Origin of the sequence: Nonomuraea sp. NPDC047529, from assembly GCF_040642995.1 — a bacterium.
Taxonomy (GTDB): Bacteria; Actinomycetota; Actinomycetes; order Streptosporangiales; family Streptosporangiaceae; genus Nonomuraea.
Map to the genome: position 1 here is coordinate 335433 of NZ_JBEYTJ010000001.1, position 14848 is coordinate 350280.

At 70.7% G+C, this 14848-nt stretch carries 13 protein-coding genes; 8 read left to right on the forward strand and 5 right to left on the reverse strand.

Annotated features, from left to right (window positions below):
* Position 1 precedes the first annotated feature (1 nt).
* Positions 2 to 1264 carry a nucleotide sugar dehydrogenase gene (locus ABZ815_RS01715; RefSeq protein WP_357692841.1) on the reverse strand — a complete coding sequence of 421 codons (1263 nt, stop codon included), beginning with the start codon at positions 1262 to 1264 and terminating at the stop codon, positions 2 to 4.
* 115 nt (positions 1265 to 1379) lie between these two features.
* Positions 1380 to 2933 carry a glycosyltransferase family 4 protein gene (locus tag ABZ815_RS01720; RefSeq protein ID WP_357692843.1) on the reverse strand — a complete coding sequence of 518 codons (1554 nt, stop codon included), beginning with the start codon at positions 2931 to 2933 and terminating at the stop codon, positions 1380 to 1382.
* Between the two features lie 176 nt (positions 2934 to 3109).
* Here ABZ815_RS01720 and wecB point away from each other — a divergent pair, with 176 nt between their 5' ends.
* Together wecB and ABZ815_RS01730 are read left to right on the forward strand one after the other, a co-directional pair.
* Positions 3110 to 4240: a UDP-N-acetylglucosamine 2-epimerase (non-hydrolyzing) gene (wecB, locus tag ABZ815_RS01725; protein WP_357692845.1), complete on the forward strand. Its 1131-nt coding sequence runs from the start codon at positions 3110 to 3112 to the stop codon at positions 4238 to 4240.
* A gap of 54 nt (positions 4241 to 4294) precedes the next feature.
* Positions 4295 to 6331 carry a glycosyltransferase gene (locus ABZ815_RS01730; protein ID WP_357692847.1) on the forward strand — a complete coding sequence of 679 codons (2037 nt, stop codon included), beginning with the start codon at positions 4295 to 4297 and terminating at the stop codon, positions 6329 to 6331.
* Between the two features lie 3 nt (positions 6332 to 6334).
* On the opposite strand, the gene ABZ815_RS01735 is transcribed toward ABZ815_RS01730, so the two are convergent.
* From ABZ815_RS01735 to ABZ815_RS01745, 3 genes are all read right to left on the reverse strand, one after another.
* Positions 6335 to 6982, reverse strand: coding sequence for a hypothetical protein (locus ABZ815_RS01735; RefSeq protein ID WP_357692849.1), 648 nt, complete (start codon positions 6980 to 6982; stop codon positions 6335 to 6337).
* A gap of 107 nt (positions 6983 to 7089) precedes the next feature.
* The gene (locus ABZ815_RS01740) at positions 7090 to 8589 is read right to left on the reverse strand and encodes an SPFH domain-containing protein (protein WP_357692851.1); all 1500 of its coding nucleotides are present in this window, start codon (positions 8587 to 8589) and stop codon (positions 7090 to 7092) included.
* A gap of 9 nt (positions 8590 to 8598) precedes the next feature.
* A complete protein-coding gene (locus tag ABZ815_RS01745; RefSeq protein WP_357692853.1) occupies positions 8599 to 8817 on the reverse strand; it encodes a hypothetical protein in 219 nt (72 codons plus the stop codon).
* A 230-nt stretch (positions 8818 to 9047) separates the two neighbouring features.
* Between ABZ815_RS01745 and ABZ815_RS01750 the strand changes: the two genes are divergently transcribed.
* The 6 genes from ABZ815_RS01750 to ABZ815_RS01775 all read left to right on the forward strand — a co-directional run bounded on the left by ABZ815_RS01750 (position 9048) and on the right by ABZ815_RS01775 (position 14837).
* The gene (locus tag ABZ815_RS01750) at positions 9048 to 10391 is read left to right on the forward strand and encodes a hypothetical protein (protein ID WP_357692855.1); all 1344 of its coding nucleotides are present in this window, start codon (positions 9048 to 9050) and stop codon (positions 10389 to 10391) included.
* Complete coding sequence (locus ABZ815_RS01755; protein ID WP_357692857.1) at positions 10388 to 11245, forward strand: PrsW family glutamic-type intramembrane protease; 858 nt, start codon at positions 10388 to 10390, stop codon at positions 11243 to 11245. Before ABZ815_RS01750 ends, ABZ815_RS01755 begins: the two co-directional genes overlap by 4 nt.
* A gap of 164 nt (positions 11246 to 11409) precedes the next feature.
* The gene (locus tag ABZ815_RS01760) at positions 11410 to 13521 is read left to right on the forward strand and encodes a nitrate- and nitrite sensing domain-containing protein (RefSeq protein ID WP_357692859.1); all 2112 of its coding nucleotides are present in this window, start codon (positions 11410 to 11412) and stop codon (positions 13519 to 13521) included.
* Positions 13518 to 13925 carry a roadblock/LC7 domain-containing protein gene (locus ABZ815_RS01765; RefSeq protein WP_357692861.1) on the forward strand — a complete coding sequence of 136 codons (408 nt, stop codon included), beginning with the start codon at positions 13518 to 13520 and terminating at the stop codon, positions 13923 to 13925. The genes ABZ815_RS01760 and ABZ815_RS01765 overlap by 4 nt, the downstream gene beginning before the upstream one ends.
* The gene (locus ABZ815_RS01770) at positions 13922 to 14284 is read left to right on the forward strand and encodes a DUF742 domain-containing protein (RefSeq protein ID WP_357692863.1); all 363 of its coding nucleotides are present in this window, start codon (positions 13922 to 13924) and stop codon (positions 14282 to 14284) included. The genes ABZ815_RS01765 and ABZ815_RS01770 overlap by 4 nt, the downstream gene beginning before the upstream one ends.
* On the forward strand, positions 14265 to 14837 hold the full coding sequence (locus ABZ815_RS01775; protein ID WP_357692865.1) for an ATP/GTP-binding protein: 573 nt from the start codon (positions 14265 to 14267) through the stop codon (positions 14835 to 14837). The genes ABZ815_RS01770 and ABZ815_RS01775 overlap by 20 nt, the downstream gene beginning before the upstream one ends.
* Positions 14838 to 14848: the final 11 nt, after the last annotated feature.

A 14848-nucleotide genomic window follows, 5' to 3' on the forward strand; every position in this document is an offset into this window, starting at 1 on the left:
GCTACAGCCGCTCGACGCGTTCACCCTCGGTGAGCACACCGCGGGTGTCCAGCACGAGCTTGGCCTTAGCCTCGACCATGGCCAGATCGAACGCGGCGTGCTGCTGCAACAGCAGCGACACGTCGGCGTTGACCACGGCCTCGGTCAGGTTCTCTTCCCGTGGCACCGGAGTACCGTCGACCGACCACTCCTTGACGTACGGATCGGCGAACGAGAGCTCGGCCCCCAGCTCCAGCAGCGCACGCGCCACAGGCAGAGCCGGAGTTTCCCGTTCGTCGGCGATATCCGGTTTGTACGTGACGCCGAGCATAACCACTCGGGCGCCGTTCACGGGCTTCTTATGTCTGTTCAGCAGTCGCTGGACGCGGGCCACCACGTAGGACGGCATGCGCTCGTTGATCTCCTGGGCCAGCTCCACGAACCTGAACGGGTACCCGAGCTTGCGCACGGTGTACGACAGGTACGAGGGGTCCACGGGGATGCAGTGACCGCCGACGCCCGGCCCCGGCAGGAACTTCTGGAAGCCGAACGGCTTGGTGGCCGCGGCCTCGATCGACTCCCACAGGTTGATGCCGAGCTCGTCGCAGAAGATCGCCATCTCGTTGACGAGGGCGATGTTGACGTGCCGGTAGGTGTTCTCCAGCAGCTTGGCCATCTCGGCCTCGCGGGTGCCGCTGACCGGCACCACCTGCTCGATGAACTGCTTGTAGAACGCCGTCGCCCGGTCGCGGCAGACCGGCGTGTAGCCGCCCACGACCTTCGGGGTGTTCTTGAGCCCGAACTTCGGGTTGCCCGGGTCGATGCGCTCGGGCGAGAAGGCCAGGTGGAAGTCCACGCCGGCGGCCAGGCCCGACTGCTCCAGCAGCGGGCGGGCCACCTCGTCGGTGGTGCCGGGCCAGGTGGTCGACTCAAGGACGACGAGCGTGCCCTTGCTGAGGTTGCGGGCGACGGTCTGGGTCGCGCCCTCGACCGCGGACAGGTCGGGACGGTGGTCCTCGTCCAGCGGGGTGGGAACGCAGATGACGATCGTGTTGCTTCTGGCCAGCACGGACTCGTCCAGCGTCGCGCTGAATCCGTTCGCCAGCATGTGATCGAGGTCAGCGTCGGTCAGGTCATCGATGTAGGACTGCCCGGCGTTGAGCGCGTCGACCTTCCGGGGGTCCACGTCCACGCCGACGACCCGGAGCCCGGCGGCGACCGCTTCCTTCGCGAGCGGCATGCCGACGTAGCCCAAGCCGATGACAGCCAAGTCGATTTCTGTCACAGCAGTGCCTTCGAGAGCCGGAAACAACACTTCATGGTCGCAAAGGTTATCTCAAGTCCACCTAGCTCACGCCTAATGCGACCGAACCCGTCACAACGTACAGGCAACGTGGAGGTCATCTTTCGGCAAGCGATCGGTATAGAGCTTGATAAGTCTCGGCAACGCGACTCCACGTCCGCTTCGCCGCGACTTCGGCCCGTCCGGCCTCGCCCATCTCCGAGCGCCTGGCCGGGTCCTCGCGGAGGCCGGCGATCGCCTTGGCCAGCTCGGCCGGGTCGCCCGCCGGGACCAGCAGGCCGGCCCCGTCGGAGCCGACCAGCTCCGACAGCGCGGGCAGGTCGCTGAGCACCACCGGCTTGCCGAGCGCCATCGCCTCGACGGGCTTCAGGGGCGTGACGAGCCGGCAGACCCGCAGGTCCTCGCGCGGGCAGGCGAAGATGTCGATGGCGTCCTGGGCCTGCAGCGCCTCGTCGGGGCCGACCCGTCCGGGCAGGACGGCGTCGCGCAGCCCGAGCTCCTCGACCAGGGCGAGCAGGTTCTCGCGCTCGGCGCCGTCGCCCACGATGAGCACCCGCACCGGCGTGCGCTCGTCGCGCAGCAGCGCGGCGGCGCGCAGCAGGGTCGCGAAGCCCTCGTAGGCCACGATGCTGGACACCGAGCCGACCACGATCTCGCCGGGGGCGATGCCGTACGCGTCGCGGAAGGACGCGCCGTCGTAGTGGGCCGACAGCAGGGTGTCGTCGACGGCGTTGGGCGCCAGGTGGATGCGCTCCCTGGGCACGCCCCGCTCGACGATCTCCGTGGCCATCGTCTCGGCCAGCGTGACGACCGCGTCGGCCTCGCGCATGAGGAACGCCTCGCGCTCGCGCTGGAGCACGTGCCGCTGGCTGCCGACCCGGATCGGGTCGCGCGAGGCCCACGTCTCCTCCAGGAAGCCGCGTACCTCGTAGACGAAGGGGGTGCCGGTCCGGTCGCGGACGGCGTGGGCGACCGAGCCGTTGCGGTGGTCGGTGGCGGCGTGCAGGACCTGCGGCCGCAGCTGCTCGACCAGGCGGGTGACGCCCTCGGCGCCCTTGACCATGCGGCCGCGCATCTCGAACGGCACCTCGCCGTGCCCGTCGGGCAGCAGGCGGTAGTACGGGATGCCGTCGATCTCCTCGTGCGGGGGCGCGTCGGCGTGGCCCTGGAGCATCGGCCAGCCCCAGCTCGTCACCACGTGCGGGTCGAGCCCGGCCGCCTTCTGGGAGGAGACGATCCGGTGGGTGCGCACGGTGTAACCGGCCTGCGTGTACGGCAGCGCGTTGGTGACCAGGTGCAGCACGCGACCCGCGACGCGCTCGCCGATGGCGATCTTCGGCGCGGGCGGGATCGGGTCGGGGCTGATGGCGGCCAGCTCGCCGCGGTAGTAGGCGGCCCTGCGCTTGACGAAGGGGTACTTCGTGTGCGCGTCGAGCACGTCGGCGGCCTCGGAGACCCGGCCGGCGTCCCAGTGGGCCTTGGCCTCGTTCCACGGCGCCTTGATCATGCGCATGCCGAGCTTGCGGACCATGCGCCGGGCGCCACGGGCGGCGGGCCAGGCCACGCTGCCGACGATCGGGCGGAGCTTGGGCGGGAGCGCGTCGGCGGCTGCCTGCGCCACGCGGACGGGGTCGGACTTGACCTTCGTCACGACGACGCGGGAAACGATGACGGGGTGCTGGACGAAGCCTTTGAGAAGTCCCCCGACGCCGGCCCGGGCGGACTTCGCGGAAACCTTGGAGGAGTCTTGACGACTGGCGTCGGATGCCACGCTGGGACCGTACCATAGGCAGCGTTTTTTCCCTTCCGCTATGAAAGGCGAGGTCAATGAGGGAGAACCCCCTGGTCCTGCACGTTTTGGGTGCTCGTCCCAATTTCGTGAAAGCGGCCCCGGTGGTGCGTGCACTCGGTGAACTCGGCGTACGGCAGGGCATCATCCACACCGGGCAGCACTACGACGCGCTGATGTCGGACGTCTTCTTCGCCGACCTCGGGCTGCCCGAGCCGGTGGCCAACCTGGCGGTGGGCTCCGGCACGCACGCCAGGCAGACCGCGGCCCTGCTCGTGGGCCTGGAGGACGTATTCGTCGCCCAGGAGCCCGACCTCGTCGTGGTCTACGGCGACGTGAACTCGACGCTGGCCGCGATCCTGGTCGCCGCCAAGCTCGGCATCAGGACCGCGCACGTCGAGGCGGGGCTGCGCTCGTTCGACCGGGGCATGCCCGAGGAGGTCAACCGGGTCGTCACCGACGCGCTGGCCGACCTGCTGTTCGTCACCTCGCCCGAGGCCCTGGCCTACCTGGCGTCGGAGGGCGTTCCGCCCGCGAAGGTGCATCTGGTGGGCAACCCGATGATCGACAGCCTGTTCGCCGCGCTGCCCTCGCTGGACCCGGCGCCCGTGGTGGCGCGGCTGGGCCTGCCGGCCCGGTACGCCGTGGCGACCCTGCACCGCCCGGCCAACGTGGACACGGCCGAGGCCGCCAGGGAGCTGGTCGAGGCCGTGCTGGAGGTGTCGCGGCGGACGCCGGTCGTGGTGCCGGTGCACCCGCGCGGCAAGGCGCGGCTGGCCGAGGCGGGCCTGGTGGACGGCGACACGATCAAGGTCATCGAGCCGCTGGGTTATGTGGACTTCCTCTCACTCGTCCGGGGCGCGGCGCTGGTCGTCACCGACTCCGGCGGTGTGCAGGAGGAGACGACCATGCTGGGCGTCCCCTGCCTGACGCTGCGGCCCAACACCGAGCGGCCGATCACGATCACGCACGGCACGAACCGCCTGGTCACGCCCGCGCTGCTGCCCGCCGCGGCGGAGAAGGCGCTCGCCGACGGGGCCGCCACACCGGCCGGCGAGCTGCCGGTGATGTGGGACGGCAAGGCCGGTCCGCGCATCGCGACGGTGATCGCGGCGTGGCTGAAGGGCGACAACCTGGCCCCTGCTTCCCAGGCCAAACGCCCCGAATAGCGGCTGAATCCGCCGTACTATGACATACCTCCGCTGAGCGATAGGCGTATCACCATGGCCGAAAACCCTGAGCCCCCCGCATTCCAGCGACTGGGTCCCGTCAACTGGCTGCCCGAGGAGCGCAAGCTCGTCGAGCGGTACGAGACCGAGGTCAGGGAGCTGCGGCGGCGGCTGGAGATCGCCGAGGCCAAGGCCGCGTACGCCGGCTGGAAGCTGGAGGCCACCCAGGCCAAGCGCACGTTCAAGCTGGGCGAGGCCCTGGGCTCGAAGAGCCCGGGGAAGATCGTCGAGGCGGTCAGGTCGAAGGACAGGGCGCCCAAACCGCCCATGCCGGTCACCGAGGCCGTCGAGCTGGCCAACCACCGGCCCCCGCTGGTCGAGGTGCCCACGGCGAAGTGGCCGCTCGGCCCGGTCAACCGCCCCGACCTCAAGGTCGCGGTGATCCTGGACGACTTCTCCAGGATGGCCTTCAGGTACGAGTGGGACCAGATCGAGTTCGGCCTCAAGGACTGGCCGGAGATCTTCGCCGAGAAGCGCCCCGACCTGCTGTTCTGCGAGTCGGCCTGGCACGGCAACCAGGGCCGCTGGCGCTACCAGATGACCGGCACGAACGCCCCCAAGGACCCGCTGCGCGACCTGGTCGCCTGGTGCCGCTCCGAGGGCATCCCGACGGTCTTCTGGAACAAGGAGGACCCGCCGAACTTCGACTTCTTCATCGACACGGCCAAGCTGTTCGACTACGTGTTCACCTGCGACGGCGACATGGTGCCGAAGTACCGCGAGGTGCTGGGCCACGACCGGGTCGACGTGCTGCAGTTCGCCGCCCAGCCGCGGGTGCACAACCCGATCCAGCAGAAGCAGGGCCGCCTGCACGACGTCGTCTTCGCCGGCATGTACTTCCGCGACAAGCACCCCGAGCGCCGCGAGCAGATGGAGACCGTGCTCGACCCGGTGCGCGAGCTGGGCCTGCACATCTTCGCCCGCAACGGCGAGGTGGACGAGAAGTACGCCTGGCCGGAGAAGTACCGGCCGCACATCGTGGGCGAGCTGCCCTACGACCAGATGCTGGCCGCGTACCGGATGTACAAGGTCTTCCTCAACGTCAACTCGGTGCTCGACTCGCCGACCATGTGCGCCCGCCGCGTCTTCGAGCTGTCGGCGTGCGCGACCCCGGTGGTGACGGGGTGGTCGCGGGCGATCGAGGAGACGTTCGGCGGGCTGATCCCGATCGCACGGGAGCCGGTCGAGTCGTACAACCAGGTGCTGCACCTGATCAACAGCCCCGAGCTGCGGGCCAGGATGGGCCACCTGGCCATGCGGGAGGTCTTCGACAAGCACCTGTTCTCGCACCGGGTGGACCAGATCCTCCAGAACCTCGGCCACGCCACCGCGCCCCGGTCGCGTTCGATCTCGGTCGTGCTGCCGACCAACCGGGCCGCGCAGATCGAGCACGCGATCTCGTCCGTGGCCCGGCAGCTGCACCGGCCGCTACAGCTGATCATGGTCCTGCACGGGCTGGACATCGACCCGGTGGTCGTGGCCGACAAGGCGCGCATGGCCGGCATCACGGACGTCGTGGTCCTGCCCGCCGCCCCGGAGCTCTCGCTCGGCGCCTGCATGAACCTGGGCATCGCCGCCGCCGAGGGCGACCTGATCGCCAAGATGGACGACGACAACCTCTACGGCGAGCACTACCTGTCGGACCTCGTGCGCGCGTTCGACTACTCCGACGCCGAGCTGGTCGGCAAGGGGGCGCACTACGCGTACTTCGAGGGGAGCAACACCACCATGCTCCGCCTGCCCGGCCTGGAGCACCGGTACTCCTTCCTCGTCCAGGGCGGCACGTTCCTCGGCAAGGCGGACATGTTCCGCTCGTACGGCTTCGCGGACATCACGCGGGGGGAGGACACGCACCTGGTACGCCGGCTGAAGGAGGACTCCGTCAAGATCTACTCGGCGGACCGCTTCAACTTCGTCTACTGGCGCAGCGCCGACGCCTCCATGCACACCTGGCAGGCCGACCACATCAAGCTGACCCGCAACGCGCAGTTCTCCTTCGTCGGCCGCCCGGACGACCACGTGCTCATCTGAGACTCAGCGGGTGACGCGGGCCAGGTTCTGGTCGGCGAGGCGGGCGAGCTCGTACAGGCCGGCGGCCTTCACCTTCTGGCCGACGACGAGCATGCTCATGATCAGGTGGGCCCGCCTGATCACGACCGACCCGATCTGGGCGCGCTTGTCGCCGCCGGAGGCCGTCGTCAGGTACGCCCGCGACTCGTCGCCCTTGGCCGGCATGGCCAGCTTCTCGGTGCGGTAGGTCACGTCCGCGCCCTCGACGGTCGCCTTGTACAGGGCGCACTGCGGCGGCAGCGGCGCGGGCATCGACGCCTCCGGCATCGACACGACGGCCTGCGTGATCGAGCCGCGCGCGGCGGAGAAGGCGATCACGGCGGCGGGCGCGCGGGCGACCTCCGGCTTGGCCGCGTCGAGCTGGGCGGCCCCGGCGCACTCCGGACGTTCCAGCTTGGCCTGCTGGATGGCGGCCAGCCCCTCCTGGGTGGACTTGAGCGAGCCGAACGCCCCCATCTCCGGCCCGTACGCGATGCGCATGCCCTTGGGCACGGGCAGCAGGGCGGATCGCAACCTGGCGGCCTCCACCGCCGAGGAGGCCGCGGAGGGCTGCGCCGACCCGGCGGCCTGGTCACCGGCCTCGCCGGAGGAACATCCGGCGAGGACCATCATGCTCAGACATACCCCCGAAATAGCCTTAAGCACGAATTCTCCCCTTGCTCTAGCGGCTTTTTGGAAAACGCTAGAGGAGGCGGCGAGTAAGGAGCCGAGTAACGTCGCTATTCGCGGGATTCAGCGGGTTCGCGAGGGATTTCGGGTTCGCTGCCGTTCCCGCTTCGTCCGTGAGGTTCGGCGCCGTTCCGAGGTTCGGCGCCGTTCCGGCCTCCGCCGTCGAGCAGCGCCCTGGCCAGGCCGAGCCCGGTGCCGCCGAGCGTGAGCGCCTTGGCCAGAAGCTCCTCCACGCCCTGGGCGCCGTTCAGCACGACCATGTGGTCCACGTTCCCGAACGCCTTCGCGCCCGCCTCGACGACCTCCGGCCAGCGTTCGGCGAGCTGCTGGGCGATGACCGCCTCCTGATTCTCCTTCAGCGCCTCGGCCCGCGCCCTGATCGCCTCGGCCTCCGCCAGGCCCAGCGCCCTGGCCGCCTGCGCCTCGGCCAGCCCGCGCGCCTGGGCGGCCTGGGCCTCCGCCTCACCGGCGATCTTGGTGGCCGCGCCGGCCGCCTCGCCGCGCAGCCGTACGGACTCGGCCTCGGCCGCGGCGGCCAGCTTGACCTGGCTCGCCTGGGCGCCGGCGCGCAGCTCGGTCTCCTGGGCCTCGGCCTGGGCCTGGGCGATCCGGGCGTCCCGGTCGGCCTGCGCCAGCGTGACGGTCTCGTACGCCTTGGCGTCGGCGGGCTTGCGCACCTGCGACTGGAGCCGCTGCTCGGCGAGCTGGGCCTCCAGCTCGGCGGCCCTGGTCTCCTGGACGACGACCTCCTGCCGGGCACTGGCCTCCGACAGCGGCCCCGACTGCCGGGCCGTGGCCTGGGCCCGGTCGATCTCGGCCTGGTAGGCGGCCCGCTTGATCTGCGCGTCACGCTGGGCCGCGGCCTTGTTCGCCTCGGCGATCTGCTCGGCCTCCGTGGCCTCCTGGTCGCGCTGGGCCTGGGCGATGCGGGCGACGGCGGCGACCCTGGCGGCGTGCGGCTTGCCGAGGTTGGCGATGTAGCCGGTCTCGTCGTCGATCTCCTGGATCTGCAGCGAGTCGACGATCAGCCCGAGCTTGCTCATCTCGTCGGCGGCCGAGGCCCTGGTCTCGCTGGTCAGGCGTTCGCGGTTGAGTATCAGGTCCTCGATGGTGAGGTTGCCGATGATCGAGCGCAGGTGCCCGGTGAACAGCTCGTGGATCGCGCTGGTCATGAAGTCCTGCTGGTCGAGGAAGCGGCGGGCGGCGTTGGCGATCGAGGACAGGTCGTCGCCGACCTTGTAGATGACCACGCCGCGGATGTGCACGGGGATGCCCTGCTGGGTGACGCAGGAGACCTGGAGGTTGGCGGCCCTGGTGTCCAGGCGCAGCCGCCGGGCGGCCTGGAAGCCGGGGAGCACGGCCGCGCCCTTCCCTGTGATGATCTTGAAGCCGAGGCTGTCGACGCCCTCGCCGCGCCGACGCGCCCCGAGGCCGGAGATGATCAGCGCCTCGTTGGGCTCGGCGACCCGCCAGACGGCTTTGAACAGCAGGATCACGATGACGACCGCCACGACCACGGCTGCGGCGACGATGAAGACCTCGGGGGACACCGGCCCTCCCTAGACGAGTGCTCTGGCCACGTAAACCGTCCGCGGGGGGAAGTACTCCACCACGACGACGATGGTTCCGAGGCCGAACTCCTCGTCGGGCACGCTGGGGTGGGCGTAGAAGGCCTCCACCCCGCCCCTGACCGGGACCATGACCTCGCCGACGAGCCCAGGGCCGATCTTTCCGGTGACCCTGCCCTGCTTGCCGACCACCGCGCTCCCCCCGCTCACTTCTCTTCCGGACGCTACTCCAAATGGGCATTCGCGGTAATAGGCCACGCAAAATGTTTCTCGAACCGCTGCGCGCCCCTGTGGGGCTTTTGGCCGAAGTGCCGATGATCGCCCTCATGAGCATGAATCCGCGCGACCTCGGGATGGATGTGCCCATTTCCCGCCGGGACTTGTTCGACGGGATAACGGTGAGCGCTCTGGGATGCTCGGCGGCGAAAGCCGTTGTCAATGTGACGGAGCCGGCCGGCGGGCTGCGCGGGGACACCGCTCAGGCGGTCGCCGTGCCGCACGCCCTGCGCGACGGCCGTTTCTGGCAGCACGCGGGCCCGCCCGAGCCCACCGGCGAGAGCTACGATCTCGTGGTGGTGGGCGGTGGCCGCAGCGGCCTCAGCGCGGCCGAGGAGTGGCTGCGCGGGCGTCCGGGGGCCCGCGTGCTCGTGCTGGACAATCGCGACCCCGGTGAGCACGGCGGCCCGGCGGGGTTCGACGCGCGCCCGGCCGTACGGGTGATGTGCGACAGGGAGAGCTTTGGGGCCGACACCCTGGTCCCGGCCGGCCGGCTGGAGGACCTGCCGCTGCCCGCGCGGGCCGTCGGCGACCTGCGCAGGTTGCGCGACGACCCGCCCGACTGGTTCCCCGGCCTGTCGCAGGAGGACAAGCAGGAGCGCCTGGCCGGGCTGACCTACTCCCGGTTCCTGCTGGAGGTCTGCGGCGCGCACCCCGACGCGGAACGCTTCTGCCGGACGCTGCCGTGCGCCGAGCGGGCCTACGACGGCCGGGCGCTCGGCGCGGTGGACGCCTGGGCCGCCGGATATCCGGGGTTCGGCGGCCTCGGGCTCGACAAGCCCTCGCGGTACGCCTCGGCCGCCGGGCCCCTGACCGGGAGCCTCAGGGCCGGGCGGGCGTCGCTGCGGCCGTCCAGCCCGGTGGTGTCGGTGCGGCACGGGGACGCGTCCGTGGTCGTCGCCTACTTCGACGGGCATCGGCTCAGGACCGTCGGCGCCGCGTCGGTGATCATGGCCTGCTGGAGCGCGGTCGTGCCGCACCTCGTGCCCGACCTGCCCGAGCAGCAGCGGCGGGCGTTGGGCCAGGCGGCCCGGCTGCCGGTCCTGGAGGCGACCGTACGGCTGCGCGGCGGACGGGCGCCGACCGGCCGCACCCGGTGGACGGGCGCGTTCTGGTGCCTGAGCGAGCCCGCTCCCGAAGGGCTGCGCCTGCTGGCCACGCCCTGCCGGTCGGAGCTGGGACCCGTCGCGGGGGCGGCTGCGGGCAGGCGGGAGATGATGGCGACGCCGTACGACCGGCTGGCGGACGGCGTGCGCGACCAGGTGACGCGGCTGCTGGGCCCCCGGACGGGCATCGAGGCGATCACCGTCCACCGCTGGGGGCACGGGCGGCCGGTGGCGTACTGCCGGCCCTGGCACCCCTTCCACCCCGACGGCCCCTACCCCGCCGACGTCGCCCGCAGGCGGTTCGGCCGGATCGCCATCGCCGGGTCGGACACCGAACCGGCGGCCGGCGCCGACGCGGCGGTGGTGGCCGCGCGCAGGGCCGTGCGGGAACTCACCGCGTGAGGCCCTGGCTGCGGGTCTTCCTGGGCGGCCTGGTCCTGTGGGCGGCCACGGTCGCCGTCACGGCCTGGACGGCCAACTCCAACCTCGTGCCGACCGTCGTGCTGTTCGGCAGCTTCCTGATCCCGGTGACGTTCGTGGTGTGGGCGCACGGGCGCGACCGCTCGCCGGTGGTCACGGTCGAGCTGCAGTTCAGGGCGTTCGTGGTCGGCGGCGTGCTCGGGGTGCTCGGCGCGTCGCTGCTGGAGAGCTGGCTGATCAGCCCCTCGCTCCTCATGTACGCGCTGGTCGGCCTCATCGAGGAGGGCGTGAAGCTGGCCGCGCTGATGTACGTCACCCGGCACGCGGTCCGGCGCTCGCCCAAGGACGGCGTGGTGCTCGGCGCGACGGTCGGCTTCGGCTTCGCCGCCTTCGAGAGCTCCGGCTACGCCTTCAACGCCCTGTTCACCGCCGACGGCCTGTCGCTGGCGCAGCTCGTCGAGACCGAGATCCTGAGGGGCATCCTGGCCCCCGTAGGCCACGGCCTGTGGACCGCGATACTCGGCGGCGTGCTGTTCGCCGCCCACGGACGCCTCACCGGGCACGTCGTGTGGTGCTACCTCGGCGTCTCGCTGCTGCACGCGCTCTGGGACTCGATGAGCGCCATCGCCATCGCGATCACACTGGTCCTGACCGGGCGAGCCTGGCAGTTCGAGCTGCTGCGGATCGGCCGGGTCCCGCACGTGAGCGAGTGGCAGGTGCACGTGTACACGCTGGTGAACTGGGCCGGGCTCATCGTGATCTCGCTGGTCGCGCTGGTCTGGCTCTGGCGGGTGCTGCACGCGGCCCGCCGGGAGACCGAGATCAGGCCCCAATAATCACGGTAATCATCCTGTTCCTCCCACTGCGCCGGAAGCATAAACGGTGCTAGTCTCCTGTGCGATCTTCCGGAGGTGTATTTACACAAGGTGTGGAAATGCCCCCGACTCGAGGTTGGGACATGGGCTCGCGAAACCGGTCAATTCGGTTCAAGATCTTTTTATTGCTGCTGCTACCCCTCCTGTCTCTCAGTGCGCTGTGGGGTTTCGTCCTCAACCTGACCATGGGCGACGCACAGTCACTCCTCCGGGCCGACACGCTCTACGAGACGCTCGGCGTCACCTCCACCGACCTGGGCGTACAGCTCCAGGCCGAACGGGTGCGCTCCGCGGAGGCGCTCACTACCCGTGAACTCACCGAGGACCTGGGCGCGCAGCGGGCCCGCACCGACAGCGCGGCGGCCGACTTCGAGGAGGCCGTCACCGAGGCGGGCGACGCGATCGGCGACGACCTCCGGATACCGCTCGAAGCCCTGACCTCCCACCTCGACCGGCTCAGCTCCATCCGCGCCGACATCGACGGCGGCCTCAGCTCCCGCCTGGCCGGCCTGGACGCCTACAACCAGGTGCTCGACACCGTCTTCTCGCTCTACGACCACCTGATCTCCGTCTCCGACCTCAGCGTCTTCCAGCAGGCCTCCTCCTTGCAGGCCATGGGCGGCGCCAGGGAGTACATCGCCAGGGAGCACGCCCTCATCGTCGGCGCCCTGGTGGACAGGCGGCTGACCGAGCCCGAGCGGTCGGCCTTCACCGAGTACGCCGCCTCCAGGAAGTTCCTGCACGCCCGCGGCCTGGCCGGGCTCGACGTGCCGCTGCGCAGGCCGTACGAGCAGGTGTTCGCGTCGCAGCCGTTCCTCACGTTCGCCTCGATGGAGGCCAGGGTCGTCAAGACCGGGACGCCGCCCGCCGACGCCGAGGCGTGGAAGAGCGCGGTGGACCGGCTCACCACCGAATTGGACCGCGACAGCGCGGCCGCCGCCAAGGCGCTGGCCGCCCGGACCGCGAAGGGCGCGACCGGCACGATCGTCAAGATCGCCGTCGCGGGCGGCCTCGGGTTGATAGCGGTGCTCGCGTCGATCATCATCTCTGTACGCTTCGGTCGGCGCCTGGCGGGCGAGCTCTACGGGCTGCGCACCGCCGCGATCGAGCTGGCGGAGGTGCGCCTGCCCGACGTCGTGGACAGGCTGCGCAAGGGCGAGGACGTTGACGTGCGGAAGGAGGCCAGGGCCATCAGGGTGAGCGGATCGGCGGAGATCACCGACGTGGGCAGGGCCTTCGCCTCCGTGCAGCGCACGGCGGTGACGGCGGCCGTCGGGCAGGCCGCGCTGCGCCGCGGGGTCGGCCAGGTCTTCCTCAACCTCGCCAGGCGCAAGCAGGGCCTGCTGCACCGGCAGCTCGGGCTGCTCGACGGCATGCAGCGCCGCACGCACGACCCCGACCGGCTGGAGGAGCTCTTCCGCCTCGACCACCTGACCACCCGCATGCGTCGGCACGCCGAGAGCCTGATGATCCTGTCCGGGTCGGCCCCCGCGCGGGCCTGGCGCAGGCCGGTGCCCGTGATCGACATCGTCCGGGCCGCGGTCGCCGAGGTCGAGGACTACACGAGGGTCAACGTCGAGGCCATGCCGGACGGCGCGGTCGACGGCGGGTCCGCGGCCGACCTCACGCACCTCGTGGCCGAACTGGTCGAGAACGCCACCATCTACTCACCGCCGGACACCGTGGTCCAGATCCGCGGCGACCTGGTCAGCAACGGCTATGCCATCGAGATCGAGGACAAGGGGCTCGGGCTGTCGGCGGTCGAGTACGCCGCGACCAACAAGCTGCTGGCCGCGCCGCCCGAGTTCGACCTGGCCGACAGCGACCGGCTCGGCCTGTTCGTGGTGGCCAGGCTGGCCGAACGCCACGGCGTCAAGGTCCAGCTCCGCCGCTCGCCCTACGGCGGCACCGCGGCCATCGTGCTCGTCCCCCGCTCGCTGGTGACCGAGCCGGCCGCGCTGACCGCGGGCGGCGGCGACGACCGGCCGCAGGAGCTGCCGAGCCGTACGAAGAAGGCGCTCGCGGTGGTCACCTCGGGCACCCACGCCGGACTGCCCAGGCGCGTGCGCCAGGCGAACCTGGCGCCGCAGCTCAAGGACGAACCGCCGGAGCCGGAGCCGCAGACCGAACGCTCTCCCGACGAGGTACGCGACCTGTTCTCCGCGTTCCAACGGGGAACCCAACGTGCCCGAGAAGAAGCCTCTGAGGAGGAGCCCATGAGCAAGGGGGACGCATGACTGCGCAAACCACCAACACCGGTGAGCTGAACTGGCTGCTCGACGACCTGGCAACCAGGGTCGCCGCCGTCCGCCAGGCGGTCATCCTTTCCACCGACGGCCTGGCCGTCGGGTACTCCAAGGGATTGACCCGCGAGGACGCCGAGCACCTGTCGGCCGTGGCTGCGGGCTTCCAGAGCCTGGCCCGGGGCACCGGACGCCATTTCGGCGGCGGCGACGTGCGCCAGACCATCGTGGAGATGGAGAGCGCGTTCCTGTTCGTCACCGCGGCCGGACAGGGCACCTGCCTGGCCGTGATCGCGGAGGCGAACGTCGACGTCGGGCACATCGCGTACGAGATGGCGATGCTGGTCAAGCGGGTGGGCCAGCACATCACCACCAACCCGCGCGCGGGAACGGCATGACCGACGCTCCCCGCTGGTACGACGAGGAGGCCGGGCCCGTCGTCCGGCCCTTCGCCCTCATCCGGGGCCGGACGCGTTCGTCGGGCGACGCCTTCGACCTCGTCGCGACCGTGCGCGCGCTCGCCGACCAGGCGGACGACCTCGGTCCGGAACAGCAGCTCATCCTGCGGGCGGTGCGGAGCCCGATCTCCGTGGCCGACCTGGCCGTCGAGCTCGACCTGCCCGTAGGCGTCGTCCGAGTGCTGCTCGGCGACATGCGTGACCACGGCCTCATCTCGGTGACGTCGCCCTCGGCAACGGGGTCGCGTTCCAATGAGCGCATTCTCAAGGAAGTGATCAATGGACTCCGTGCTCTCTGAGGACCCCGTCGCGCTGAAGATCCTCATCGCGGGCGGGTTCGGCGTCGGCAAGACCACCCTGGTCGGGTCGATCAGCGAGATCAAGCCGCTGCGCACGGAAGAGGTGCTCTCCGACCGCGGGATCGGGGTCGACGACCTCGACGGCGTGGAGGGCAAGACGACCACCACCGTGGCGATGGACTTCGGCCGCATCACGATCCGCGACGGACTCGTCGTCTACCTGTTCGGCACGCCCGGCCAGGAACGGTTCTGGTTCATGTGGGACGAGCTGTCCTACGGCGCGCTGGGCGCGGTCGTGATCGCCGACACCCGGCGGCTGACCGACTGCTTCCCGTCGGTGGACTACTTCGAGCAGCGCGGCACGCCGTTCGTCGTCGCCGTCAACTGCTTCGAGGGCACCGCCCAGCACAGCGTGGACGACGTGCGCATCGCGCTGGACCTCGACGACGACGTCCCCGTGATGCTGTGCGACGTGCGGCGCAGGGCCTCGGCCAAGGAAGTGATGATCACTCTGGTCGAGCACTCCCTGCGGACGCTCACCGCCGCGAACTGACGCGCGGCCCG

What these genes read in the sequence shown, in the direction of transcription:
- wecB (WP_357692845.1), top strand. Translation starts at nt 3,110, where the DNA reads ATGAGGGAGAACCCCCTGGTCCTGCACGTTTTGGGTGCTCGTCCCAAT.
- ABZ815_RS01730 (WP_357692847.1), top strand. Translation starts at nt 4,295, where the DNA reads ATGGCCGAAAACCCTGAGCCCCCCGCATTCCAGCGACTGGGTCCCGTC.
- ABZ815_RS01735 (WP_357692849.1), bottom strand. Translation starts at nt 6,982, where the DNA reads ATGATGGTCCTCGCCGGATGTTCCTCCGGCGAGGCCGGTGACCAGGCC.
- ABZ815_RS01765 (WP_357692861.1), top strand. Translation starts at nt 13,518, where the DNA reads ATGACTGCGCAAACCACCAACACCGGTGAGCTGAACTGGCTGCTCGAC.
- ABZ815_RS01770 (WP_357692863.1), top strand. Translation starts at nt 13,922, where the DNA reads ATGACCGACGCTCCCCGCTGGTACGACGAGGAGGCCGGGCCCGTCGTC.
- ABZ815_RS01775 (WP_357692865.1), top strand. Translation starts at nt 14,265, where the DNA reads ATGGACTCCGTGCTCTCTGAGGACCCCGTCGCGCTGAAGATCCTCATC.